The following is a 25,721-nucleotide window of genomic DNA, read 5'->3' as shown; positions in this document are numbered from 1 at the left end:
CTCGGCCGGAATGCAGCCCTCGGGGACGACCCGGCCGACATCCTTATGTCCACTGAACGGTGGACACGGGCACCTGTGCGGCACAATGGCCCTGCCCGAAGATGTTCAGGTCTCAAGTGACGGAATCGGCGTGATGAGCAAGACGACAGTGAAGGACGTCTCCGTGGAGCCCGAGCCGCAGCGCGCCGAGATCGCGCCCCGCGCGGAGGGCGGCAGCCGGGCCCTGGCCCTGCTGCTGGTGATCACCGGCGCGGCCGGACTGCTCGCCTCGTGGGTCATCACGATCGACAAGTTCAAGATCCTCGAGGCCAAGGTCGAGGGCAGGTCGTACACGCCCGGCTGCAGCCTCAACCCCGTGGTCTCGTGCGGCAGCGTCATGGAGAGCAAGCAGGCCGCGGTCTTCGGTTTCCCGAACCCGATGCTGGGCATCGTCTGCTACGGCATCGTCATCGGCGTCGGCATGGCGCTGCTCGCCCGCGCCCGCTTCCCGCGCTGGTACTGGCTCACCTTCAACGCCGGCTGCCTCTTCGGCGTCGTCTTCTGCGCCTGGCTGATGTTCCAGTCGCTGTACCGGATCAACGCGCTGTGCCTGTGGTGCAGCCTGGCCTGGGTCGCCACGATCCTGATGTTCTGGTACGTCACGTCGTTCAACATCCGCAAGGGCTTCCTGCCGGCCCCAGGCTGGCTCAAGAGCTTCTTCGGCGAGTTCACGTGGGTCATGCCAGTGCTGCACATCGGCATCATCGGCATGCTGATCCTGACCCGCTGGTGGGACTTCTGGCTCAGCTGATCCGGTCCGTTCCGGGCCCCGGCCGGACTGTCAGTGCGGTGATTTAGGGTTTCTGACGTGGAGCCCGACCTGTTCACCGCCGCAGCCGAAGAACGCCAGGAGAAGGAGCCGTCCAGCAGCCCCCTGGCGGTGCGGATGCGCCCGCGCACCCTCGACGAGGTCGTGGGCCAGCAGCATCTGCTGAAGCCGGGCTCACCCCTGCGCAGACTGGTGGGGGAGGCCTCCGGCCCGGCCGGGCCCTCCTCGGTGCTCCTGTGGGGCCCGCCCGGCACCGGCAAGACCACCCTGGCCTACGTCGTCTCCAAGGCGACCGACGCACGCTTCGTGGAGCTGTCGGCGATCACCGCCGGCGTCAAGGAGGTCCGCGCGGTCATCGACGGCGCCCGCCGCGCCTCCGGCGGCTACGGCAAGGAGACCGTCCTCTTCCTCGACGAGATCCACCGCTTCAGCAAGGCCCAGCAGGACTCCCTGCTCCCGGCCGTCGAGAACCGCTGGGTGACGCTCATCGCGGCGACGACGGAGAACCCGTACTTCTCGGTGATCTCGCCCCTGCTGTCCCGCTCCCTGCTGCTCACCCTCGAACCGCTCACGGACGACGACATCAGGGCCCTCATCCGGCGCGCCCTCACCGACGAGCGGGGCCTGGGGGGCGCCGTCACCCTCCCCGAGGAGACCGAGAGCCACCTCCTGCGCATCGCCGGCGGCGACGCCCGCCGCGCCCTGACCGCCCTGGAGGCGGCCGCCGGAGCAGCCCTCGACAAGGGCGAGGCGGAGGTCGGCCTGACGACCCTGGAGGAGACGGTCGACCGGGCCGCCGTGAAGTACGACCGCGACGGCGACCAGCACTACGACGTGGCGAGCGCCCTGATCAAGTCCATCCGCGGCTCCGACGTCGACGCTGCCCTGCACTACCTGGCCCGCATGATCGAGGCCGGCGAGGACCCCCGCTTCATCGCCCGGCGCCTGATGATCTCCGCCAGCGAGGACATCGGCCTGGCCGACCCGACCGCCCTGCAGACGGCGGTCGCCGCCGCCCAGGCCGTAGCCATGATCGGCTTCCCCGAGGCGGCCCTCACCCTCAGCCACGCCACCATCGCCCTCGCCCTGGCGCCCAAGTCCAACGCCGCGACCACCGCGATCGGCGCCGCCCTGGAGGACGTCCGCAAGGGCCACGCCGGACCCGTGCCCGCCCACCTGCGCGACAGCCACTACAAGGGCGCGACCAAGCTCGGCCACGGCCAGGGCTACGTCTACCCGCACGATCTGCCCGAGGGCATCGCGGCCCAGCAGTACGCCCCGGACGAGCTGAAGAACCGCGAGTACTACGAGCCGACCCGGCACGGCGCGGAGGCCCGCTACGCGGACGCCGTGGAGTGGACCCGGAAGAACCTCGGTCGAAAGCGGTCCTGAGCACCCTGTAAACTCGTCCGGAGTGCCGCGTCCCGTGCAGTCAGAACGGGACAGTCGGCCGGAGCACCGGTCCTCCGGGATCGGCTCCAGGAGCGTCGCGCACCGTCGAACGGTGTCGCGGGCAGCCCACCACCACCCGTCCTGTGACGGGAGCGGTCGGTGGGCCACTCGCGTGCTGCACGTATGTGCCCAGACCAGGGGAGCGGCTGCCCACCCGGGCCCGACAGGGTTCCAGGCGGGTTTCCCCGGCTGCGGATGCGACCTCCCACAACCCTGACAAGCCGATACAACGAAAGCGAAAAACAGTGGCGAACCAGTCCCGCCCCAAGGTCAAGAAGTCGCGTGCCCTCGGCATCGCGCTGACCCCGAAGGCCGTCAAGTACTTCGAGGCCCGCCCCTACCCGCCGGGTGAGCACGGCCGCGGCCGCAAGCAGAACTCGGACTACAAGGTCCGTCTGCTCGAGAAGCAGCGTCTGCGCGCGCAGTACGACGTGTCCGAGCGCCAGCTCGTCCGCGCCTACGACCGTGCTTCCAAGGTCCAGGGCAAGACCGGTGAGGCCCTGATCATCGAGCTGGAGCGTCGTCTCGACGCCCTGGTTCTGCGTTCGGGCATCGCCCGCACGATCTACCAGGCCCGCCAGATGGTCGTCCACGGCCACATCGCGGTCAACGGCAAGAAGGTCGACAAGCCCTCCTTCCGTGTCCGTCCGGACGACGTCGTGCAGGTCCGCGAGCGCTCCAAGGAGAAGACCCTCTTCACGATCGCTCGTGAGGGTGGCTTCGCCCCCGACGGTGAGACCCCGCGCTACCTCCAGGTGAACCTCAAGGCCCTGGCGTTCCGCCTGGACCGCGAGCCGAACCGCAAGGAGATCCCGGTGATCTGCGACGAGCAGCTCGTCGTCGAGTACTACGCCCGCTGATCCACGGCAGGCACGCGGTACCCCAGCCCGCCGTCTCCCCGCCCCTCCGGGCGGGCGAGGCGGCGGGCTTTCGCGATCGGCCCGGCGCCGGAGGGTGATCCGGTGCGGGCTTTCGCGATCGGCCCGGCGCCGGAGGGCGATCCGGTGCGGGCTTTCGCGATCGGCCCGGCGCCAGGGGGTAATCCGGTACGGAGCCCCACCCCCGGCGCGATAGGCTCGTCGCACGACTTTTTCGATGTTCAGGCACGTTTCAGGGAGCGGGTGCACACAGTGTCCGGTGGAGAGGTTGCCGGAATCCTGGTGGCCGTCTTCTGGGCGATCCTGGTCTCCTTCCTCGCCGTCGCGCTGGCGAGGGTGGCCCAGACGCTCAAGGCGACCACCAAGCTCGTGGCGGACGTGACCGACCAGGCCGTCCCGCTGCTGGCCGACGCCTCCGCGGCGGTGCGCTCCGCGCAGACCCAGATCGACCGGGTCGACTCGATCGCCTCCGACGTCCAGGAGGTCACGTCGAACGCCTCCGCGCTGTCGACCACCGTCGCCTCCACCTTCGGCGGCCCCCTGGTCAAGGTCGCGGCCTTCGGCTACGGCGTGCGCCGGGCCCTCGGCGGCGGCAAGGAGGACGTGCCCGCCAAGGCGTCCAGGCGTACCGTGATCGTGGGCCGCACGGTCACCCGGCGCAGCGCCCGAGGGAAGAGGGACTGAGAGCCAGCGATGTTCCGCCGCACCTTCTGGTTCACCACGGGCGTCGCCGCCGGTGTGTGGGCCACCACCAAGGTCAATCGCAAGCTGAAGCAGCTGACCCCCGAAAGCCTGGCCAGAACCGCCGGGAACAAGGCGATCGAGGCCGGTCACCGCATCAAGGACCGCGCGGTCGGCTTCGCGCTCGACGTCCGGGACAACATGGCCGTGCGGGAGGCCGAACTCGGCGATGCCCTCGGGATCAACGAGAATCCCGAACTCCCGGCCCCCCGGCGGCACATCGCCATCGAGAACCGCAACAACCCCAAGTACGTCGACGGTTCGAAGCACCAGACGACGTACCAGACGTACCCGTACAACCGGAATGAGGACCACTGATGGAGTCGGCTGAGATTCGCCGCCGCTGGTTGAGCTTCTTCGAGGAGCGCGGTCACACCGTCGTCCCTTCGGCGTCGCTCATCGCGGACGACCCGACTCTGCTCCTCGTCCCGGCCGGCATGGTGCCCTTCAAGCCCTACTTCCTGGGTGAGGTCAAGCCGCCCTTCGCGCGCGCCACCAGCGTGCAGAAGTGCGTGCGCACGCCCGACATCGAAGAGGTCGGCAAGACCACGCGGCACGGCACGTTCTTCCAGATGTGCGGAAACTTCTCCTTCGGCGACTACTTCAAGGAAGGCGCCATCAAGCACGCCTGGGAGCTGCTCACCAGCGCCCAGGACAAGGGCGGTTACGGCCTCGACCCCGAGCGCCTGTGGATCACCGTCTACAAGGACGACGACGAGGCCGAGCGCATCTGGCACGAGGTCGTCGGTGTGCCGAAGGAGCGCATCCAGCGCCTCGGCATGAAGGACAACTACTGGTCCATGGGTGTCCCCGGCCCCTGCGGCCCCTGTTCCGAGATCAACTACGACCGCGGCCCCGAGTTCGGCGTCGAGGGTGGCCCCGCCGTCAACGACGAGCGCTACGTGGAGATCTGGAACCTCGTCTTCATGCAGTACGAGCGGGGCGAGGGCATCGGCAAGGACAACTTCGAGATCCTCGGCGAACTGCCCAGCAAGAACATCGACACCGGCCTCGGCCTCGAACGCCTCGCCATGATTCTGCAGGGCGTGCAGAACATGTACGAGATCGACACCTCGATGGCCGTCATCAACAAGGCCACCGAGCTGACCGGCGTCCGCTACGGCGACGCCCACGGCTCGGACGTCTCCCTGCGCGTGGTCACCGACCACATGCGCACCTCCGTGATGCTCATCGGCGACGGCGTCACCCCCGGCAACGAGGGCCGCGGCTACGTGCTGCGCCGCATCATGCGCCGCGCCATCCGCAACATGCGCCTGCTCGGTGCCACCGGTCCGGTCGTGAAGGACCTGATCGACACCGTGATCGAGATGATGGGCCAGCAGTACCCCGAGCTCATCACCGACCGCGAGCGCATCGAGAAGGTCGCCCTCGCCGAGGAGAACGCCTTCCTCAAGACGCTGAAGGCCGGCACCAACATCCTCGACACGGCCGTCACCGACACCAAGGCCGCCGGCGGCACCGTCCTGCCCGGCGACAAGGCCTTCCTGCTCCACGACACCTGGGGCTTCCCGATCGACCTCACCCTGGAGATGGCCGCCGAGCAGGGCCTGTCCGTGGACGAGGACGGCTTCCGCCGCCTGATGAAGGAGCAGCGGGAACGCGCCAAGGCCGACGCCCAGGCCAAGAAGACCGGACACGCCGGCGCCGGCGCCTACCGTGAGATCGCTGACCAGGCCGGTGCCACCGACTTCATCGGCTACACCGACACCGAGAGCGAGTCCACGATCGTCGGCATCCTCGTCGACGGCACCTCCTCCCCGGCCGCCACCGAGGGCGACGAGGTCGAGATCGTCCTCGACCGCACCCCCTTCTACGCCGAGGGCGGCGGCCAGATCGGCGACACCGGCCGCATCAAGGTCGACACCGGTGCCGTCATCGAGATCCGCGACTGCCAGAAGCCGGTCCCGGGGGTCTACGTCCACAAGGGCGTCGTCCAGGTCGGCGAGGTCACCGTCGGCGCCAAGGCCCACGCCTCGATCGACGACCGCCGCCGCAAGGCCATCGCCCGCGCCCACTCGGCCACCCACCTGACGCACCAGGCCCTGCGCGACGCCCTCGGCCCGACGGCCGCCCAGGCCGGTTCCGAGAACCAGCCCGGCCGCTTCCGGTTCGACTTCGGCTCCCCGTCGGCCGTTCCGACGGCCGTGATGACCGACGTCGAGCAGAAGATCAACGAGGTGCTCGCCCGCGACCTCGACGTCCGGGCCGACGTCATGGGCATCGACGAGGCCAAGAAGCAGGGCGCCATCGCCGAGTTCGGCGAGAAGTACGGCGAGCGCGTGCGCGTCGTGACCATCGGCGACTTCTCCAAGGAGCTGTGCGGCGGCACCCACGTGCACAACACCGCCCAGCTCGGCCTGGTGAAGCTGCTCGGCGAGTCCTCCATCGGCTCGGGTGTGCGCCGTATCGAGGCCCTGGTCGGCGTGGACGCCTACAACTTCCTCGCCCGTGAGCACACGGTAGTCGCCCAGCTCCAGGAGCTGATCAAGGGCCGCCCCGAGGAGCTCCCGGAGAAGGTCTCCGCCATGCTCGGCAAGCTGAAGGACGCCGAGAAGGAGATCGAGAAGTTCCGTGCCGAGAAGGTCCTGCAGGCCGCCGCCGGCCTCGCCGAGTCCGCCAAGGACATCCGTGGCGTTGCTGTCGTGACCGGTCAGGTCCCGGACGGCACGAGCGCCGACGACCTGCGCAAGCTCGTCCTCGACGTGCGCGGACGCATCCAGGGCGGGCGGGCCGTCGTCGTCGCCCTGTTCACGGTGGCGAACGGCAAGCCGCTCACGGTCATCGCCACCAACGAGGCCGCCCGGGAGCGAGGCCTGAAGGCCGGCGAACTGGTCCGTACGGCTGCCAAGACCCTCGGCGGTGGCGGTGGCGGCAAGCCGGACGTCGCCCAGGGCGGCGGCCAGAACCCGGCCGCCATCGGTGACGCCGTGGACGCTGTGGAGCGCCTGGTCACCGAGACGGCCAAGTAAGAGACGGGTCGGACAGTATGCGCAGAGGACGTCGACTCGCGATCGACGTCGGGGACGCCCGCATCGGGGTCGCCTCGTGCGACCCCGACGGGATCCTCGCCACCCCGGTGGAGACGGTCCCGGGGCGTGACATCCCCGCAGCTCAGCGGCGGTTGAAGCAACTCGTCGAGGAGTACGAGCCCTTGGAGGTCGTGGTCGGTCTCCCGCGCTCCCTCAAGGGGGGCGAGGGCCCGGCCGCGGTCAAGGTCCGGGGCTTCACCCAGGAACTGGCCCGCATGATCTCCCCGATTCCGGTGAGACTCGTCGACGAACGCATGACGACGGTGACGGCCAGTCAGGGACTGCGCGCCTCGGGCGTGAAATCCAAGAAGGGCCGGTCCGTCATCGACCAGGCCGCGGCCGTGATCATCCTGCAACAGGCGCTCGAATCCGAACGGATGTCAGGTAAAGCACCCGGCGAAGGCGTCGAAGTGGTCATCTGATCGCGATACGGTAACGTTCCGCGCGATGCGACGGCGTTCGAACAGCCGCCGCACAGCAAGAGGCGGGACGGGAGCCGGGCCGGAAGCCGCGCGACCGCCGCCTCGCGGCTCTAGGGGATCGATGACTGAGTATGGCCGGGGCCAAGGCTCCGAACCGTGGCATCCGGAGGACCCGTTGTACGGGGACGGCGGATGGGGCGGGCAGCAGGCCCATCAGGGTCAGCAGTCCCCCTACGGCGGCCAGCCGCAGCACTATCCAGAGCAGCCGCAGCAGCCGCAGTACGGCGACTGGGGCACCGGTGACCAGGCCGGATACGGTCAGGCGCAGCAGCAGTACCCGTACGACCAGCAGCAGTACGCGGCACAGGCCCACGGGCACCAGCAGTACCCCGGGCAGCAGGACCACGGACATCAGCAGGCTCAGGGCTACCACCAGCAGCAGTACGACACCGGCGGCTGGGCCAACGATCCCCACCAGCAGGTCTCGTACTCCGCTGATCCCCAGGATCCGTACGGGCAGCAGGCCGGCGCGTACGACGGGGGCCGGCAGGACTACTACGGCGCGCCTGAGGCGTATCCGTCCCCGGAGCCGCCCGGTCGGCGTGGGGCAGAGCCCGCCCAAGAACCCGCTCAGGAACCGGCCACCGACTGGGACCCCGGGCCCGACCAGGGCGAACACGCTTTCTTCGCGGGCGGCGACGATGACGACGGCGAGGAGCCGGAGGGCCGTCGCGGTCGCGACGACAAGCGCGGACGCGGCGGCGGGAAACCGAAGAAGAAGAGCCGCAACGGCATGGCCTGCCTGCTGGTCGCGGTGATCCTCGGCGGCGGCCTGGCAGGCGCCGGATACTTCGGCTACCAGTTCTACCAGGACCGTTTCGGCGACGCCCCGGACTTCGCGGGTGGGGGCAACGGGCAGCAGGTGACGGTCGAGATCCCCGAGGGCGCCCTCGGATACAAGATCGGCCAGGTGCTGAAGGACGCGGGAGTCGTCAAGAGCGTCGACGCGTTCGTCGCGGCCCAGGAAAGCAACCCGGACGGCAAGGGCATCCAAGACGGCGTCTACACGCTGCAGAAGCAAATGTCGGCCGCGAGCGCGGTCGAACTGATGCTCAGTCCGAAGAGCCGCGACAACCTGATCATCGCCGAAGGCAAGCGCAATGCCGACGTCTACCGGCTCATCGACAAGCGCCTCAAGGTCAAGGAAGGCACCACCGCCGCGGTCGCCGAGAAGGACTACAAGAAGCTGGGCCTGCCCGCCTGGGCGCTGAATCATCCGAACGTCAAGGACCCGCTGGAAGGATTCCTCTACCCGTCCAGCTACGGCGTCAGCAAGGGGCAGAAGCCCGAGGCCGTGCTCAAGCAGATGGTGGCTCGGGCCACCGCGACGTACGAGAAGGCCGGCGTCGAGAAGAAGGCCGAAAGCCTCGGGCTCGACAACCCGTGGCAGCTGATCACCGTCGCGAGCCTCGTCCAGGCCGAAGGCAAGACGCACGACGACTTCCGAAAGATGGCCGAGGTGGTCTACAACCGCCTCAAGCCGACCAACACGGAGACCAACCAGCTGCTTCAGTTCGACTCGACCTTCAATTACCTGAAGAACGAGAGCAACATTCACATCAGCGAGTCCGAGATCAACAGCAACAAGGACCCGTACAACACGTACACCAACAAGGGCCTGCCGCCGGGTCCGATCGACAACCCCGGGGACGTCGCGTTGCGGGCGGCCCTGAATCCGACGAAGGACGGCTGGATCTACTTCGTGGCGACCGACGGTGTGCACAAGACCGAGTTCGCCAAGGACTACGCGCAGTTCCAGAAGCTCAAGAGGAAGTTCGATGCCAGCACAGGCAACTGACGCCCGCCGTGCCGGAGTGCTCGGCAGCCCCATCGCCCACTCCCTCTCCCCGGTGCTGCACCGCGCGGCGTATGCGGAACTGGGGCTGAGTGACTGGTCGTACGACCGCTTCGAGATCGACGAAGCGAAGCTGCCCGCCTTCATCGAGGCACTCGGGCCCGAGTGGGCCGGGCTGTCGCTGACCATGCCGTTGAAGCGGGCCGTCATCCCGCTGCTGGACGAGGTCAGTGAGACCGCCGCCTCGGTGGAGGCGGTCAACACCGTCGTGTTCACCGAGGACGGCCGCCGCATCGGCGACAACACCGACATCCCCGGCATCGTCGCGGCGCTGCGCGAACACGGCATCGAGCAGGTCGACTCCGCCGCCGTCCTCGGTGCCGGTGCCACCGCTTCCTCCGCGCTGGCCGCGCTGTCCCGGGTCTGCCCGGGCGAGATCGCCGTGTACGTGCGCAGCGAGGCCCGGGCCGCCGAGATGCGGCAGTGGGCCGAGCGGCTCGACGTCGCCGTCCGCATCGCCGACTGGGCGGACGCCGAGCAGGCCCTGCGCGCCCCGCTCGTGATCAGCACCACGCCGGCCGGGGCCACCGACGCCCTCGCCCGGTCCGTACCGGAACGCCCGGCGGCTCTCTTCGACGTCCTCTACGACCCCTGGCCGACCGACCTCGCCGCCCGCTGGTCGGCGTACGGCGGTGCCGTCGTCAGCGGTCTCGACCTGCTGGTGCACCAGGCCGTGCTCCAGGTCGAGCAGATGACGGGACTGGCCCCGGCACCCTTGGACGCCATGCGAAAAGCGGGCGAGCGGGCTCTCGCCGACCGATAAGATCCGCTCTCGGTTCCGCAGGGGGCGGAACAGGGGAGGGGAACGTCCGTCATGTCCGCAGGCCTGCCTCAGGCGTCCGTCAAGTCCCAGATATTCGAGTCCCTGCTCGGATTCCTGCCCGACTGGGTGCAGATCACGGTGCTCGCCCTGATCGTGCTCGCCGTCGTGGCGTCCTGGGGCGTCAAGATCAAGCGCAAGATCGCCTACCGGCGCGCCGTCCGCAACGGGCAGCCGGTCCACGCCGCCGCGCAGTACGGGCAGGGGCGCGGCGCGGACTACCTGGGGCAGTACGCGCCGGAGCAGACGCGGCCGGCCCAGCAGCAGGGCAGCGGGGCCGACCACCTGGGGGCGTACGCCCCGCAGCGGCAGGCCGAGCCCGCGCAGCAGCCGAGCGGTGCCGACTTCCTCGGGGCGTACGCGCCGCAGCAGCGTCAGGGCGACGGCCCGTCCGCGAACGCGTCCGCTTGATGGACCGGCCGCCGGGCAAGCGGCCCCGGCGTGGGAGGATCGGAGATGGCGGACCGGGCCGCGCACCCGGGCACGCCGTCGCCGTACGCGACGAGGCGCGTACGCAGGGCAGTACCAGAGCGCGAGCACTGAGGAGCACCGTTGAGCAGGTTGCGCTGGCTTACCGCGGGGGAGTCCCACGGTCCCGCACTCGTGGCGACGCTGGAGGGCCTTCCCGCCGGCGTGCCGATCACCACGGACATGGTGGCGGACCATCTCGCGAGGCGGCGCCTGGGCTATGGGCGCGGTGCCCGGATGAAGTTCGAGCGCGACGAGGTCACCTTCCTCGGCGGCGTCCGGCACGGCCTCTCCCTCGGCTCCCCCGTCGCGATCATGGTGGGCAACACCGAGTGGCCCAAGTGGGAACAGGTCATGGCCGCCGACCCGGTCGACCCGGAGATCCTCGACGGGCTCGCACGCAACGCCCCGCTGACCCGCCCGCGCCCCGGCCACGCCGACCTCGCGGGCATGCAGAAGTACGGCTTCGACGAGGCCCGGCCGATCCTGGAGCGCGCCTCCGCGCGGGAGACGGCCGCACGCGTGGCACTGGGCGCGGTGGCCCGCTCGTACCTGAAGGAGACCACCGGCGTCGAGATCGTCTCGCACGTGGTGGAGCTGGCGGCGGCGAAGGCGCCGAAGGGCGTGTACCCGACCCCGGCCGACGTCGAGAAGCTGGACGCCGACCCCGTGCGCTGCCTGGACGCCGACGCCTCGAAGGCGATGGTCGCCGAGATCGACCAGGCCCACAAGGACGGTGACACCCTCGGCGGCGTGGTCGAGATCCTGGCCTACGGCGTGCCCGTCGGCCTCGGTTCCCACGTGCACTGGGACCGCAAGCTGGACGCCCGGCTCGCCGGTGCCCTCATGGGCATCCAGGCCATCAAGGGTGTCGAGATCGGCGACGGGTTCGAACTGGCCCGGGTGCCCGGCTCCAAGGCGCACGACGAGATCGTGAAGACCGACGACGGCATCCGGCGCACCTCCGGCCGCTCGGGCGGCACCGAGGGCGGTCTGACCACCGGTGAACTGCTGCGCGTCCGTGCCGCGATGAAGCCGATCGCGACCGTGCCGCGCGCCCTGCAGACCGTGGACGTCACCACCGGCGAGGCGGCGCAGGCGCACCACCAGCGCTCCGACGTGTCCGCGGTCCCGGCCGCCGGCATCGTCGCGGAGGCCATGGTGGCCCTGGTGCTCGCGGACGCGGTCGCGGAGAAGTTCGGCGGCGACTCGGTGGCCGAGACCCGCCGCAACGTGACGTCGTACCTCGACAACCTCGCCATCCGATGAGCGGCCCGCTGGTCGTCCTGGTCGGCCCGATGGGCGTGGGCAAGTCCACCGTCGGGCAGCTGCTGGCCGAGCGGCTCGGGCTCTCCTACCGGGACACCGACGACGACATCGTGGCCGATCAGGGCAGGACCGTCGCCGAGATCTTCGTCGACGAGGGCGAGCCCGCCTTCCGCGCGATCGAGAAGGCGGCCGTGCACCGGGCGCTCGCCGAGCACGACGGCGTCCTGGCCCTGGGCGGCGGCGCGATCCTCGACGCCGACACGCGCGCGCTGCTCGCCGGGCAGCGGGTGGCGTACCTGTCCATGGACGTCGAGGAGGCGGTCAAGCGCACCGGCCTCAACGCGGCGCGTCCCCTGCTCGCGGTCAACCCGCGCAAGCAGTGGCGCGAGCTGATGGAGGCCCGCCGCCACCTGTACGAAGAGGTCGCCACGGCCGTGGTCGCCACCGACGGCCGTACGCCCGAAGAGGTCACCGAAGCAGCCCTGGACGCACTGGAGTTGAAGGAAGCATGAGCGAGGCAGTCACCCGGATCCAGGTCGGCGGCACGGCGGGCACCGACCCGTACGAGGTCCTGGTGGGCCGGCAGTTGCTGGGTGAACTCGGCGGGCTGATCGGCGAGAAGGCCCAGCGGGTCGCGATTCTCCACCCCGAGGCGCTGGCCGAGACCGGTGACGCGCTGCGCGCCGACCTGGCCGAGCAGGGCTACGAGGCCATCGCCATCCAGGTGCCCAACGCGGAGGAGGCCAAGACCGCCGAGGTCGCCGCCTACTGCTGGAAGGCCCTCGGCCAGTCCGGGTTCACGCGCACGGACGTCGTCGTCGGCGTCGGCGGCGGCGCGACCACGGACCTCGCCGGGTTCGTGGCCGCCACCTGGCTGCGCGGAGTGCGCTGGATCGCGATTCCCACCACCGTGCTCGCCATGGTGGACGCTGCCGTCGGCGGCAAGACCGGCATCAACACCGCCGAGGGCAAGAACCTCGTCGGCGCCTTCCATCCGCCCGCCGGTGTGCTCTGCGACCTGTCCGCGCTGGACTCCCTGCCGGTCAACGACTACGTCTCCGGCCTGGCCGAGGTCATCAAGGCCGGGTTCATCGCCGACCCGGTGATCCTCGACCTCATCGAGTCCGACACCGAGGCCGCCCGCACCCCGGCCGGCCCGCACACCGCCGAGCTCATCGAGCGCTCCATCCGGGTCAAGGCCGAAGTCGTGTCGTCGGACCTGAAGGAGTCGGGCCTGCGCGAGATCCTCAACTACGGCCACACGCTCGGCCACGCCATCGAGAAGAACGAGCGCTACAAGTGGCGCCACGGCGCGGCGGTCTCGGTCGGCATGCACTTCGCCGCCGAACTGGGGCGCCTGGCGGGCCGGCTGGACGACGCGACGGCCGACCGCCACCGCACGATCCTCGAAGCGGTCGGACTGCCCCTGCACTACCGGTACGACCAGTGGCCCAAGCTGCTGGAGACCATGAAGGTCGACAAGAAGTCCCGCGGCAACCTGCTGCGCTTCATCGTCCTCGACGGCCTGGCCAAGCCCACCGTCCTGGAGGGACCCGACCCGGCCGTACTGCTCGCCGCGTACGGCGAAGTCGGGCAGTAAGTCCTCCGGCGCGCCTTCCGCCCGAATTCACCTTACGGAGCCGGGCACTTCGAGCCGCCCCCGGCCGTTCACACATCGACGACCGGGGGCGGTACCGTTCGGTAGCAAGGGGATTCCACCCCCTGTCAGCGCCCATCGCCTGTACGAGACGGAGTGGCACCGGATGCAGCACGCAGTGGGTTCTCCGCTGCCGCCGCCCCATCAGCCGGGGCACGGACCGGCCACGGGCTGGTCGCCGGCCGCACATCATCCTGGCCCGCCGAACGCGGGCGCCCACCAGGGCTCGGTGCCCGTGCCCCCGCCGCCCCCGGCGCCGGGATATCCGGCGCCCCCGCCCGGGCCGGCCTCCTCTTGTGCCCCGTCGGCGCCCGAGACCACCGGCCATGTGCCACTGCCGCCCGGCGGCCCCGTCGCCATGCCCATGGCCCCGGCCGCCGCGACGGTTCCCGATCCCGCCGGTACGACACTCGCGGTGCTGCTCATCGGTCCCGCGGGCGCGGGCAAGACCAGCGTCGCCAAATACTGGGCGGACCACCGCCGGGTCCCCACGGCCCACATCAGCCTCGACGACGTACGCGAGTGGGTCCGCTCCGGCTTCGCCGACCCCCAGTCCGGGTGGAACGACAACTCCGAGGCGCAGTACCGCCTGGCCCGCCGCACCTGCGGCTTCGCCGCGCGGAACTTCCTGGCCAACGGCATCTCGTGCATCCTCGACGACGCGGTCTTCCCCGACCGCCCGGTCGTCGGCCTCGGCGGCTGGAAGCGCCACGTCGGACCGGGCCTGCTGCCGGTCGTCCTCCTGCCCGGGCTGGACATCGTCCTCGAACGCAACGCGGAGCGCTCCGGCAACCGACGGCTGTCGGACGAAGAGGTCGCCCGCATCCACGGCCGCATGGCCGGCTGGTACGGATCCGGTCTGCCGATCATCGACAACTCCCAGCTGGACGTCCCGGAGACGGCGAGAATCCTGGACGACGTCCTGGCCCGCTCCATCGCCAGCCCACCCCAATGGTGAGCGCCCTCAGGTAAGCGCCCTTCAGGGGCGCGGGGAACTGCGCGCCAAGCCCTCACACAGCCGCGGACGGCATACAACCTCGCGCGGCACCCCCGCTCCCGAACGGCACCCCGCACACCAGGCACCGCCCACTCAGACGCCCTCAACCAGCGCAAAACCGGCGGAGCTCATACGCTCGGGTCATGTCAGAGGTGTACGCGGCCCGCCGGACGCGTCTGAGGGACTACTGCAACGCGGGCGGCAGCGCGGCGGCGCTGGTCTCCCGCCCCGCCAACGTGCGCTATCTCGCGGGCGCCGCCCCGCACGGCGCCGTTCTGCTGCTGGGCAGGACCGAGGAGCAGGACCTCCTGGTCTGTGCCGGGCCGACGGCCGACCGCCCCGCACAGGAGCGCCCCGACGAGGCCCTGCGCGTCCACACCCTGCCCGGAGTCGGCGGCGGTGACCCGGCCGTCGCGGCGGCCCGCCTCGCCGCGGGCCAGGACGCCGACTCCCTCGCGGTGGAGGAGCACCACCTCACCGTGGCCCGGCACCGCGCCCTCGGCTCGGTCGCCCCCGGGCTGCGCCTGGCGGGCCTCGGCAGCGCGGTCGAGCAGCTCCGGGTCGTCAAGGACGAAGAGGAGATCTCCTGCCTGCGCATCGGCGCCGAGATCGCCGACCAGGCACTCGGCGAGCTGCTGGAGTCGATCCTCGTCGGCCGCACCGAGCGCCACCTCGCCCTGGAACTCGAGCGACGACTCGTGGACCACGGGGCGGACGGGCCGGCCTTTCCGACATCCGTCGCCACCGGCCCGAACTCCGGCCGGCCCGGACACCGGCCCACCGACCGCCGCGTCGAGGAGGGCGATTTCCTCTCCGTCTGCCTCGGCGCGACGTACCGCGGCTACCGCTGCGAGATCGGCCGCACCTTCGTCATCGGCACCGCTCCCGCGGACTGGCAGATCGAGCTGTACGACCTGGTCTTCGCCGCCCAGCGGGCCGGGCGTGAGAGCCTGGTACCCGGCGCCGCCTGCCGGGACGTCGACCGCGCGGCCCGCCAGGTCCTGGACTCCGCGGGGTACACGGAGGGCCTCACGGTCCTGACCGGACACGGTGTAGGGCTCGAAATCGACGAGGACCCTCAATTGAGTCCCGCGGCCATGGGTAAACTGGACGCTTGCGTGCCAGTCACCGTCGAACCGGGGGTCCACCTCCCGGGCCGGGGCGGTGTCCGGATCGATGACACGCTCGTCGTCCGCCCCGAGGCGGACGGCGGACCCGAGCTACTCACCATCACGACCAAGGAGCTGCTCGCCCTGTAGCCAGGCAGGTGCGTGCCCCGGGGTCGTACGTCAGTCCAGGAGATTCCGCAACCGTGGCTTCCACGAACGACCTCAAGAACGGCATGGTGCTCAAGCTCGAAGGCGGCCAGCTCTGGTCCGTCGTCGAGTTCCAGCACGTCAAGCCCGGCAAGGGCCCGGCCTTCGTGCGCACCAAGCTCAAGAACGTGCTCTCCGGCAAGGTCGTCGACAAGACCTTCAACGCCGGCGTCAAGGTCGAAACGGCCACCGTCGACAAGCGCGACATGCAGTTCTCCTACATGGACGGCGAGTACTTCGTCTTCATGGACATGGAGACCTACGACCAGCTGCACGTCGACAAGAAGGCCGTCGGCGACGCCGCCAACTTCCTGATCGAGGGCTTCACCGCCACCGTCGCGCAGCACGAGGGCGAGGTGCTCTTCGTCGAGCTGCCGGCCGCCGTCGAGCTCGTCATCCAGGAGACCGAGCCGGGCGTCCAGGGCGACCGCTCCACCGGCGGCACCAAGCCCGCCATCCTGGAGACCGGCCACCAGATCAACGTGCCGCTCTTCATCACCACCGGTGAGAAGATCAAGGTCGACACCCGCACGAGCGACTACCTCGGCCGGGTGAACAGCTAACCGTGGCTGCCCGCAACACGGCCCGTAAGCGCGCCTTCCAGATCCTCTTCGAGGGGGACCAGCGCGGCGCCGAGGTGCTGACCGTCCTCGCGGACTGGGTCCGGCTGTCCCGGGCGGACACCCGGCAGCCGCCGGTCAGCGAGTACACGATGGAGCTGGTCGAGGGCTACGCGAAGCACGCGAAGCGCATCGACGAGCTGATCGCGCAGTACTCCGTCGGCTGGACCCTCGACCGGATGCCCGTCGTCGACCGCAACATCCTGCGGCTCGGCGCCTACGAGCTGATCTGGGTCGACGCGACGCCGGACGCCGTCGTCCTCGACGAGATGGTGCAGCTGGCGAAGGAGTTCTCCACGGACGAGTCCCCCTCGTTCGTGAACGGCCTGCTCGGCCGGCTGAAGGAGCTCAAGCCCTCGCTCCGCCGCGACGAGGTCTGAGACGGACCACATGCCGGAGGGCCCGCAGCGTGACTGCTGCGGGCCCTCCGGCGTTCCCGTACGTCCTCGGTGTGGCGCGCGGAGTTCAGAGCCGCACAACGCCGCCGGGGCGGCCGAGAACCATACGGTTCCGGCCACCCCGGCGGCACGTTTCTGCTGGACCCGTCTCCCGGCCCGCGGAGCGGTCAGGCGTCCTCGTGGGACGCCACCGCACGGCGCGCGTCCGCGTCCAGGACACCCCAGCTGATCAGCTGTTCCGTGAGGACGGACGGCGACTGGTCGTAGATGACGGCGAGTGTGCGCAGGTCGTCCTGGCGGATCGACAGCACCTTGCCGTTGTAGTCACCGCGCTGCGACTGGATCGTGGCCGCGTAGCGCTGAAGGGGGCCCGCCTTCTCGGCCGGCACTGTGGCCAGCCGCTCCAGGTCCAGGACCAGCTTCGGCGGCGGCTCGGCGGCCCCGCCCGGGGTTGTGCCCGGAAGCAGTTCCTGCACCGGAACGCCGTAGAAATCCGCCAGCTCGGCAAGGCGCTGTACGGTCACGGCACGGTCGCCGCGCTCGTACGAACCGACCACGACCGCCTTCCAGCGTCCCTGGGACTTCTCCTCGACACCGTGGAGGGAAAGGCCCTGCTGGGTGCGGATCGCCCGGAGCTTGGCCCCGAGCTGTTTGGCGTATTCGCTGGACATATAGCTCCCCGGCACTGTGTCGACGCGTCTGGCGTGGGTGCCAGGCCGCGCGGCTGGTAACTCACTGTGAGGTTACGCAGCGTTACTCTGCCGCGTCAAGCCGAATGGTCCGCACCGACTCTTCCGTGGTATCGGCGTTCCGTTGGGCCGAGTGGGTGATCCAAGGGGGCCGTACGGGCGATCACGGGGACCTGCTACCGTGTATGGCGCAATCTCGACGTCCTTTAAGGTCCGTCCCGTGAGGCGGAGAAGGAGGTCCGTTTCGTATGGACACGCACGACACGCGCGACACGCAGTCCGATGCCCGGCCCGTTCTCGAAGGCCCCGACATCGCACGGGTGCTGACCCGCATCGCCCACGAGATCGTCGAACGCGCCAAGGGCGCCGACGACGTGGTGCTCCTCGGCATTCCGACCCGGGGCGTCTTCCTCGCCCGGCGGATCGCGGACAAGCTCGAGCAGATCACCGAGCGCAAGGTTCCCTGCGGCTCGCTCGACATCACCATGTACCGCGACGACCTGCGCATGCACCCGCCGCGGGCGCTGGCCCGCACCGAGATCCCCGGTGACGGCCTCGACGGCAAGCTCGTCGTCCTCGTCGACGACGTGCTCTTCTCCGGCCGCACCATCCGCGCCGCCCTCGACGCGCTGAACGACCTCGGGCGCCCGCGCGCGGTGCAGCTCGCCGTCCTCGTCGACCGCGGACACCGCGAACTGCCCATCCGTGCCGACTACGTCGGCAAGAACCTCCCCACGTCGTTGCGGGAGACGGTCAAGGTCCAGCTCGCCGAGGAGGACGGTCGCGACACCGTGCTGCTCGGTGCCAAGCCGGCCCCTCAGTAGCGCTCCAGGCGTACGCCGCCGTCGTACGCCGGCTCAGTGCGCGCCCCGGCGCGCCCGTCTGCCCCGATTCTCCCGAATGAACTGCCTTACGGAGCCTGACAGATGCAGCGTCATCTCATCTCGGCCGCCGACCTCACCCGCGACGACGCCGTCCTGATCCTCGACACCGCCGAGGAGATGGCCCGGGTCGCCGACCGGCCGATCAAGAAGCTGCCGACCCTGCGCGGCCGCACGATCGTCAATCTCTTCTTCGAGGACTCCACCCGGACCCGGATCTCCTTCGAGGCCGCCGAGAAGCGGCTGTCCGCGGACGTCATCAACTTCTCCGCCAAGGGCTCCAGCGTCTCCAAGGGCGAGTCCCTGAAGGACACCGCCCAGACCCTGGAGGCCATGGGCGTCGATGCCGTGGTCATCCGGCACGGCGCCTCCGGAGCCCCGTACCGCCTGGCCAACTCCGGCTGGATCGACGCCGTCGTCGTCAACGCCGGCGACGGCACCCACCAGCACCCCACCCAGGCCCTGCTGGACGCCTTCACCATGCGCCGCCGCCTGATCGGCCCGGACGCCGGGCTCGGCCACGACCTCGAAGGCAAGCGCATCACGCTCGTCGGTGACGTCCTGCACAGCCGGGTCGCCCGCTCCAACGTCGACCTGCTGCACACCCTCGGCGCCGAGGTCACCCTCGTCGCCCCGCCGACCCTGCTGCCGGTCGGCATCGAGACCTGGCCCTGCGAGGTCTCCTACGACCTCGACAGCACGCTGCCCAAGTCCGACGCGGTGATGATGCTGCGCGTCCAGCGCGAGCGCATGAACGCCGCCTTCTTCCCGACCGAGCGCGAGTACTCCCGGCGCTATGGCCTCGACGGCGACCGCATGGCGCGGATGCCCGAGCACGCCATCGTGATGCACCCCGGCCCGATGGTCCGCGGCATGGAGATCACCGCAGAGGTCGCCGACTCCGACCGCTGCACCGTCGTCGAGCAGGTCGCAAACGGAGTGTCCATCCGGATGGCCGTCCTGTACCTGCTGCTCGGGGGCAACGAGCCCGCAGTCACCCACCCCCGCACCGAGGAGAAGTAAGACAGATGAGCAAGATCCTGATCCGTGGTGCGAAGGTGCTCGGCGGCGTGCCGCAGGACGTCCTGATCGACGGCGGCACCGTCGCGGAGGTCGGCAACGGGCTGTCCGCCGAAGGCGCAGAGATCGTCGAGGCCGACGGCAAGGTGCTGCTGCCGGGCCTGGTCGACCTGCACACCCATCTGCGCGAGCCCGGCCGCGAGGACTCCGAGACCGTCCTCACCGGCACGCGCGCCGCCGCCTCCGGCGGCTACACCAGCGTGTTCGCCATGGCCAACACCTTCCCGGTCGCCGACACCGCCGGTGTCGTCGAGCAGGTCTGGCGGCTCGGCCAGGAGCACGGCTACTGCGACGTCCAGCCCATCGGCGCCGTCACCGTCGGCCTGGAGGGCAGGAAGCTCGCCGAGCTGGGCGCCATGCACGAGTCGGCCGCCGGCGTCACCGTCTTCTCCGACGACGGCAAGTGCGTCCACGACGCCGTGATCATGCGCCGCGCCCTGGAGTACGTGAAGGCCTTCGGCGGTGTCGTCGCGCAGCACGCGCAGGAGCCGCGGCTGACCGAGGGCGCCGAGATGAACGAGGGCGTCGTCTCCGCCGAGCTGGGCCTCGGGGGCTGGCCCGCGGTGGCCGAAGAATCGATCATCGCCCGGGATGTCCTGCTCGCCGACCACGTCGGCTCCCGCGTCCACATCTGCCACCTGTCGACCGCCGGCTCCGTCGAGATCGTCCGCTGGGCCAAGTCCCGCGGCATCGCCGTCACCGCCGAGGTCACCCCGCACCACCTCCTCCTCACGGATGAGCTGGTGCGCACCTACAACCCCGTCTACAAGGTCAACCCGCCGCTGCGCACCGAGCGCGACGTCATGGCCCTGCGCGAGGCGCTCGCCGACGGCACGATCGACATCGTCGCCACCGACCATGCCCCGCACCCGCACGAGGACAAGGACTGCGAGTGGGCCGCGGCCGCCATGGGCATGGTCGGCCTGGAGACCGCGCTGTCGGTGGTGCAGGAGACCATGGTCGACACGGGTCTGCTGGACTGGGCCGGCGTCGCCGACCGGATGTCCGTCAAGCCCGCGCAGATCGGACAGGCCACGGGCCACGGACGTCCCGTCTCGGCAGGTGAGCCCGCCAACCTCACCCTGGTCGACACGGCATACCGTGGGCTCGTGGAACCCGCGGGCTTCGCCTCGCGCAGCCGCAACACCCCCTACGAGGGGCGTGAGCTGCCGGGCCGTGTGACGCACACGTGGCTGCGGGGCAAGGCCACGCTCGTCGACGGGAAGCTCACGTGACACCTGTACTCCTGCTGGCCGCCGAGAAGGAATCGGCGCAAGTGACCGACTGGGCCGCCCGCATCGGCTGGGTCGTCGGCCTCGCCCTGTTCGTCGCGCTCGTCTACTGGCTGATGCGCGAGGGCTGGAAGTGGCGCGGCACCCTCCAGGGCGACCTGCCCGAGCTGCCCGCCACCCCGGACTACCCGGGTCCCGAGAAGCTGACCCTGAGCGGCCGCTACCACGGCTCCACCACCGCCGGGCAGTGGCTCGACCGCATCGTCGCGCACGGCCTGGGCACCCGCAGCCGAGCCGAGCTGACCCTGACGGACGCCGGCCTCGACGTCGTACGCCCCGGCGCGGACGACTTCTTCGTCCCGGCCGCGGCGCTGCGCGAGGCCCGGCTCGACAAGGGCATCGCCGGGAAGGTCCTCACCGAGGGCGGTCTGCTGATCGTCACCTGGGAGCACGGCGACCGGCTGATCGACTCCGGCTTCCGCTCCGACCACGCGGCCGAGCACCACGAGTGGGTCGAAGCCATCAACTCCATGATCGAAACGAACACCAGGGAAGGCGCCGAACGATGACCACCTCCACCAGGGGAGCCGCCAAAACTCCCGCCGTACTCGTCCTGGAGGACGGCCGGGTCTTCCGCGGCCGCGCCTACGGGGCCGTGGGGGAGACCTTCGGCGAAGCGGTGTTCTCCACCGGCATGACCGGCTACCAAGAGACCCTCACCGACCCCTCCTACCACCGCCAGGTGGTCGTCATGACCGCCCCGCACGTCGGCAACACGGGCGTCAACGACGAGGACATGGAGTCCAGGAAGATCTGGGTCTCCGGCTACGTCGTGCGCGACCCCGCGCGCGTGCCGTCCAACTGGCGCTCCCGGCGCACGCTGGACGAGGAGCTGGACGCCCAGGGCGTCGTCGGCATCAGCGGCATCGACACCCGCGCCCTCACCCGGCACCTGCGTGAGCGCGGTGCCATGCGCGTCGGCATCTTCAGCGGCGACGCGGTCCAGGACGACGCCGCGCTGCTGGCCCGCGTCCAGGAAGCCCCGCAGATGAAGGGCGCGAACCTCTCCGCCGAGGTCGCCACCACCGAGCCGTACGTCGTCCCGGCCATCGGCGAGAAGAAGTTCACCGTCGCCGCCGTCGACCTCGGCATCAAGGGCATGACCCCGCACCGCATGGCCGAGCGCGGCATCGAGGTGCACGTGCTCCCGGCGACCGCGACCGTCGAGGACATCTACGCGGTGAACCCGGACGGCGTGTTCTTCTCCAACGGCCCGGGCGACCCGGCCACCGCCGACCACCCCGTCTCCGTGATGCAGGGCGTCCTGGAGCGCGGCACCCCGCTCTTCGGGATCTGCTTCGGCAACCAGATCCTGGGCCGCGCGCTCGGCTTCGGCACCTTCAAGCTGAAGTACGGCCACCGCGGCATCAACCAGCCGGTGCAGGACCGCACGACCGGCAAGGTCGAGGTCACCGCGCACAACCACGGCTTCGCCGTCGACGCCCCGCTCGACCAGGTCTCCGAGACCCCGTTCGGGCGCGCCGAGGTGTCCCACGTCTGTCTGAACGACAACGTGGTGGAAGGGCTCCAGCTCCTCGACCGCCCCGCGTTCAGCGTCCAGTACCACCCCGAAGCGGCAGCCGGCCCGCACGACGCCGCCTACCTGTTCGACCGCTTCGTATCCCTGATGGAGGGCCAGCGTGCCTAAGCGCACCGATATCCAGTCCGTCCTGGTCATCGGCTCCGGCCCGATCGTCATCGGCCAGGCCGCCGAGTTCGACTACTCCGGCACCCAGGCGTGCCGCGTCCTGAAGGCCGAGGGCCTCAGGGTCGTCCTGGTGAACTCCAACCCGGCGACGATCATGACCGACCCGGAGATCGCCGACGCCACCTACGTCGAGCCGATCACACCCGAGTTCGTCGAGAAGATCATCGCCAAGGAGCGCCCCGACGCGCTGCTGCCCACCCTGGGCGGCCAGACGGCCCTCAACACGGCCATCTCGCTGCACGAGGCGGGCACGCTCGACAAGTACGGCGTCGAGCTGATCGGCGCCAACGTCGAGGCCATCAACAAGGGCGAGGACCGCGACCTCTTCAAGGAGGTCGTCGAGGCCGTCCGCGGCAAGATCGGCCACGGCGAGTCCGCCCGCTCGGTCATCTGCCACTCCATGGACGACGTGATCCAGGGCGTCGACACGCTCGGCGGCTACCCGGTCGTCGTCCGCCCGTCCTTCACCATGGGCGGCGCCGGCTCCGGTTTCGCCCACGACGAGGAGGAGCTGCGCCGCATCGCCGGCCAGGGCCTCACGCTCTCCCCGACCACCGAGGTGCTCCTGGAGGAGTCCATCCTCGGCTGGAAGGAGTACGAGCTGGAGCTGATGCGCGACAAGCACGACAACGTCGTGGTCGTCTGCTCCATCGAGAACTTCGACCCCATGGGCGTCCACACCGGCGACTCGATCACCGTCGCGCCGGCCATGACGCTCACCGACCGCGAATACCAGACCCTGCGTGACATCGGCATCGCCGTGATCCGCGAGGTCGGCGTCGACACCGGCGGCTGCAACATCCAGTTCGCGGTGAACCCCGAGGACGGCCGGGTCATCGTCATCGAGATGAACCCGCGCGTGTCGCGCTCCTCGGCGCTCGCCTCCAAGGCGACCGGCTTCCCGATCGCCAAGATCGCCGCCAAGCTCGCCGTCGGCTACACGCTGGACGAGATCCCGAACGACATCACCCAGGAGACCCCGGCCTCCTTCGAGCCCACGCTCGACTACGTGGTCGTGAAGGCTCCGCGCTTCGCCTTCGAGAAGTTCCCGAGCGCCGACGCCACCCTCACCACCACCATGAAGTCCGTCGGCGAGGCCATGGCCATCGGCCGCAACTTCACCGAGGCCTTCCAGAAGGCGCTGCGCTCCCTGGAGAAGAAGGGCAGCCAGTTCACCTTCGTCGGCGAGCCCGGCGACAAGACGCAGCTGCTGGAGCAGGCCGTCCGTCCCACCGACGGCCGCATCAACACCGTCATGCAGGCCATCCGCGCCGGCGCCACGCCCGAGGAGGTCTTCGACTACACGAAGATCGACCCCTGGTTCGTCGACCAGCTCTTCCTGATCAAGGAGATCGCCGACGAGCTGGCCGAGGCGCCCGAGCTGACCACCGACCTGCTCGCCGAGGCCAAGCGGCACGGCTTCTCCGACACGCAGATCGGCGAGATCCGCGGCCTGCGCGAGGACGTCGTCCGCGAGGTCCGGCACGCCCTCGGCATCCGCCCGGTCTACAAGACGGTCGACACCTGCGCCGCCGAGTTCGCCGCGAAGACGCCGTACTTCTACTCCTCCTACGACGAGGAGACCGAGGTCGCGCCCCGCGAGAAGCCGGCCGTCATCATCCTGGGCTCCGGCCCGAACCGCATCGGCCAGGGCATCGAGTTCGACTACTCCTGCGTCCACGCCTCGTTCGCCCTGAGCGACGCGGGCTACGAGACCGTGATGGTCAACTGCAACCCGGAGACCGTCTCCACGGACTACGACACCTCCGACCGCCTGTACTTCGAGCCGCTGACGCTGGAAGACGTGCTGGAGATCGTGCACGCCGAGCAGCAGGCCGGACCGGTCGCGGGCGTCGTCGTGCAGCTCGGCGGCCAGACCCCGCTGGGCCTGTCGCAGGCGCTGAAGGACAACGGCGTGCCGATCGTCGGCACGTCCCCGGAGGCCATCCACGCCGCCGAGGACCGGGGTGCCTTCGGCCGGGTCCTCAAGGAGGCGGGCCTTCCTGCCCCGAAGCACGGCACCGCCACCACCTTCACCGAGGCCAAGGCCATCGCCGACGAGATCGGCTACCCGGTCCTGGTGCGTCCTTCGTACGTCCTCGGCGGACGCGGCATGGAGATCGTCTACGACGAGACCCGGCTGGAGTCCTACATCGCCGAGTCGACCGAGATCAGCCCCTCCCGGCCGGTCCTGGTCGACCGGTTCCTCGACGACGCGATCGAGATCGACGTCGACGCCCTCTACGACGGCGAGGAGCTCTACCTCGGCGGCGTCATGGAGCACATCGAGGAGGCCGGCATCCACTCCGGCGACTCGGCGTGCGCCCTGCCCCCGATCACGCTGGGCGGCTTCGACATCAAGCGCCTGCGCGCCTCCACGGAGGGCATCGCGAAGGGCGTCGGCGTCCGCGGCCTGATCAACATCCAGTTCGCGCTCGCGGGCGACATCCTCTACGTCCTGGAGGCCAACCCGCGCGCGTCCCGGACGGTCCCCTTCACCTCGAAGGCGACGGCGGTGCCGCTGGCCAAGGCCGCCGCCCGGATCTCGCTCGGCGCCACGATCGCCGAGCTGCGCGCCGAGGGCCTGCTCCCGGCCACCGGCGACGGCGGCGAGCTGCCGTTCGACGCGCCGATCTCCGTGAAGGAGGCCGTCATGCCGTGGTCGCGCTTCCGCGACATCCACGGCCGCGGCGTCGACACGGTCCTCGGCCCGGAGATGCGCTCCACCGGCGAGGTCATGGGCATCGACTCCGTCTTCGGCACGGCGTACGCCAAGTCGCAGGCCGGCGCCTACGGCCCGCTGCCCACCAAGGGCCGCGCGTTCATCTCGGTCGCCAACCGCGACAAGCGCTCGATGATCTTCCCGGCCCGCGAGCTGGTCGCGCACGGCTTCGAGCTGCTCGCCACGTCCGGCACCGCCGAGGTCCTCAAGCGCAACGGCATCAACGCCACCATCGTGCGCAAGCAGTCCGAGGGCACCGGCCCGAACGGCGAGAAGACCATCGTCCAGCTCATCCACGACGGCGAGGTCGACCTCATCGTCAACACCCCGTACGGCACGGGCGGCCGCCTCGACGGCTACGACATCCGAACGGCGGCCGTGGCGCGCTCCGTGCCCTGCCTGACGACGGTCCAGGCACTCGCGGCGGCGGTCCAGGGCATCGACGCCCTCAACCGCGGCGACGTGAGCGTCCGCTCGCTCCAGGAACACGCGGAACACCTGACCGCGGCCCGCGACTAGCAGCCCCGAGGGGGACACC

At 70.2% G+C, this 25,721-nt stretch carries 24 protein-coding genes; 23 read left to right on the top strand and 1 reads right to left on the bottom strand.

Annotated elements, in window-relative coordinates; translation table 11 throughout:
• Window positions 1–133: 133 nt before the first annotated feature.
• The 17 genes from ACFY5B_RS14105 to nusB all read left to right on the top strand — a co-directional run bounded on the left by ACFY5B_RS14105 (window position 134) and on the right by nusB (window position 16,793).
• Window positions 134–790 (top strand): vitamin K epoxide reductase family protein, encoded by a 657-nt coding sequence (locus tag ACFY5B_RS14105; RefSeq protein ID WP_389968709.1) that lies wholly within the window; start codon window positions 134–136, stop codon window positions 788–790.
• Between the two features lie 57 nt (window positions 791–847).
• Window positions 848–2,200 carry a replication-associated recombination protein A gene (locus ACFY5B_RS14100; protein ID WP_389968707.1) on the top strand — a complete coding sequence of 451 codons (1,353 nt, stop codon included), beginning with the start codon at window positions 848–850 and terminating at the stop codon, window positions 2,198–2,200.
• 305 nt (window positions 2,201–2,505) lie between these two features.
• On the top strand, window positions 2,506–3,120 hold the full coding sequence (gene rpsD, locus ACFY5B_RS14095) for a 30S ribosomal protein S4 (protein WP_053668303.1): 615 nt from the start codon (window positions 2,506–2,508) through the stop codon (window positions 3,118–3,120).
• A gap of 261 nt (window positions 3,121–3,381) precedes the next feature.
• Window positions 3,382–3,822, top strand: coding sequence for a DUF948 domain-containing protein (locus tag ACFY5B_RS14090; protein WP_104778781.1), 441 nt, complete (start codon window positions 3,382–3,384; stop codon window positions 3,820–3,822).
• 9 nt (window positions 3,823–3,831) lie between these two features.
• Window positions 3,832–4,197 (top strand): hypothetical protein, encoded by a 366-nt coding sequence (locus ACFY5B_RS14085; RefSeq protein WP_389968704.1) that lies wholly within the window; start codon window positions 3,832–3,834, stop codon window positions 4,195–4,197.
• A complete protein-coding gene (gene alaS, locus ACFY5B_RS14080) occupies window positions 4,197–6,869 on the top strand; it encodes an alanine--tRNA ligase (RefSeq protein ID WP_389968702.1) in 2,673 nt (890 codons plus the stop codon). The genes ACFY5B_RS14085 and alaS overlap by 1 nt, the downstream gene beginning before the upstream one ends.
• A gap of 17 nt (window positions 6,870–6,886) precedes the next feature.
• Window positions 6,887–7,351, top strand: a complete 465-nt coding sequence (gene ruvX / locus ACFY5B_RS14075) for a Holliday junction resolvase RuvX (protein ID WP_389968700.1) — start codon at window positions 6,887–6,889, stop codon at window positions 7,349–7,351.
• Between the two features lie 121 nt (window positions 7,352–7,472).
• Complete coding sequence (mltG, locus tag ACFY5B_RS14070) at window positions 7,473–9,209, top strand: endolytic transglycosylase MltG (protein WP_389968698.1); 1,737 nt, start codon at window positions 7,473–7,475, stop codon at window positions 9,207–9,209.
• Window positions 9,190–10,029 (top strand): shikimate dehydrogenase, encoded by an 840-nt coding sequence (locus tag ACFY5B_RS14065; protein ID WP_389968696.1) that lies wholly within the window; start codon window positions 9,190–9,192, stop codon window positions 10,027–10,029. Before mltG ends, ACFY5B_RS14065 begins: the two co-directional genes overlap by 20 nt.
• A 51-nt stretch (window positions 10,030–10,080) precedes the next feature.
• On the top strand, window positions 10,081–10,497 hold the full coding sequence (locus ACFY5B_RS14060; RefSeq protein WP_389968694.1) for a hypothetical protein: 417 nt from the start codon (window positions 10,081–10,083) through the stop codon (window positions 10,495–10,497).
• 141 nt (window positions 10,498–10,638) lie between these two features.
• Entirely contained in the window at window positions 10,639–11,823 is a 1,185-nt protein-coding gene (gene aroC / locus ACFY5B_RS14055; RefSeq protein ID WP_389968692.1) for a chorismate synthase, read from the top strand.
• On the top strand, window positions 11,820–12,335 hold the full coding sequence (locus ACFY5B_RS14050) for a shikimate kinase (protein WP_389968690.1): 516 nt from the start codon (window positions 11,820–11,822) through the stop codon (window positions 12,333–12,335). The genes aroC and ACFY5B_RS14050 overlap by 4 nt, the downstream gene beginning before the upstream one ends.
• Window positions 12,332–13,423 (top strand): 3-dehydroquinate synthase, encoded by a 1,092-nt coding sequence (gene aroB / locus ACFY5B_RS14045; protein ID WP_389968688.1) that lies wholly within the window; start codon window positions 12,332–12,334, stop codon window positions 13,421–13,423. The genes ACFY5B_RS14050 and aroB overlap by 4 nt, the downstream gene beginning before the upstream one ends.
• A gap of 163 nt (window positions 13,424–13,586) precedes the next feature.
• The gene (locus ACFY5B_RS14040) at window positions 13,587–14,438 is read left to right on the top strand and encodes a Pro-rich N-terminal domain-containing protein (RefSeq protein WP_389968686.1); all 852 of its coding nucleotides are present in this window, start codon (window positions 13,587–13,589) and stop codon (window positions 14,436–14,438) included.
• Between the two features lie 182 nt (window positions 14,439–14,620).
• Window positions 14,621–15,736, top strand: coding sequence for an aminopeptidase P family protein (locus ACFY5B_RS14035; RefSeq protein ID WP_389968684.1), 1,116 nt, complete (start codon window positions 14,621–14,623; stop codon window positions 15,734–15,736).
• Window positions 15,737–15,789: 53 nt separating this feature from the next.
• Window positions 15,790–16,356, top strand: coding sequence for an elongation factor P (gene efp / locus ACFY5B_RS14030; protein ID WP_030843148.1), 567 nt, complete (start codon window positions 15,790–15,792; stop codon window positions 16,354–16,356).
• 2 nt (window positions 16,357–16,358) lie between these two features.
• On the top strand, window positions 16,359–16,793 hold the full coding sequence (nusB, locus tag ACFY5B_RS14025) for a transcription antitermination factor NusB (RefSeq protein WP_344454648.1): 435 nt from the start codon (window positions 16,359–16,361) through the stop codon (window positions 16,791–16,793).
• A gap of 185 nt (window positions 16,794–16,978) precedes the next feature.
• Here the strand turns inward: nusB and bldD are convergent, their stop codons facing one another.
• Entirely contained in the window at window positions 16,979–17,482 is a 504-nt protein-coding gene (gene bldD / locus ACFY5B_RS14020; RefSeq protein WP_006131213.1) for a transcriptional regulator BldD, read from the bottom strand.
• A gap of 266 nt (window positions 17,483–17,748) precedes the next feature.
• Here bldD and pyrR point away from each other — a divergent pair, with 266 nt between their 5' ends.
• The 6 genes from pyrR to carB all read left to right on the top strand — a co-directional run bounded on the left by pyrR (window position 17,749) and on the right by carB (window position 25,702).
• Window positions 17,749–18,324, top strand: coding sequence for a bifunctional pyr operon transcriptional regulator/uracil phosphoribosyltransferase PyrR (gene pyrR, locus ACFY5B_RS14015; RefSeq protein WP_389968681.1), 576 nt, complete (start codon window positions 17,749–17,751; stop codon window positions 18,322–18,324).
• A gap of 102 nt (window positions 18,325–18,426) precedes the next feature.
• Entirely contained in the window at window positions 18,427–19,404 is a 978-nt protein-coding gene (locus tag ACFY5B_RS14010; RefSeq protein WP_389968679.1) for an aspartate carbamoyltransferase catalytic subunit, read from the top strand.
• A gap of 5 nt (window positions 19,405–19,409) precedes the next feature.
• A complete protein-coding gene (locus tag ACFY5B_RS14005) occupies window positions 19,410–20,696 on the top strand; it encodes a dihydroorotase (protein ID WP_389968677.1) in 1,287 nt (428 codons plus the stop codon).
• Entirely contained in the window at window positions 20,693–21,262 is a 570-nt protein-coding gene (locus ACFY5B_RS14000; RefSeq protein ID WP_389968676.1) for a hypothetical protein, read from the top strand. Before ACFY5B_RS14005 ends, ACFY5B_RS14000 begins: the two co-directional genes overlap by 4 nt.
• Window positions 21,259–22,401 carry a glutamine-hydrolyzing carbamoyl-phosphate synthase small subunit gene (gene carA / locus ACFY5B_RS13995; RefSeq protein ID WP_389968674.1) on the top strand — a complete coding sequence of 381 codons (1,143 nt, stop codon included), beginning with the start codon at window positions 21,259–21,261 and terminating at the stop codon, window positions 22,399–22,401. Before ACFY5B_RS14000 ends, carA begins: the two co-directional genes overlap by 4 nt.
• Window positions 22,394–25,702, top strand: a complete 3,309-nt coding sequence (gene carB, locus ACFY5B_RS13990) for a carbamoyl-phosphate synthase large subunit (RefSeq protein ID WP_389968672.1) — start codon at window positions 22,394–22,396, stop codon at window positions 25,700–25,702. The genes carA and carB overlap by 8 nt, the downstream gene beginning before the upstream one ends.
• The last annotated feature ends 19 nt before the right edge of the window (window positions 25,703–25,721 follow it).

This window comes from Streptomyces sp. NPDC013187, from assembly GCF_042899705.1.
Taxonomy (GTDB): domain Bacteria; phylum Actinomycetota; class Actinomycetes; order Streptomycetales; family Streptomycetaceae; genus Streptomyces; species Streptomyces hawaiiensis_A.
This window is presented reverse-complemented; position numbering and strand designations above follow the sequence as displayed.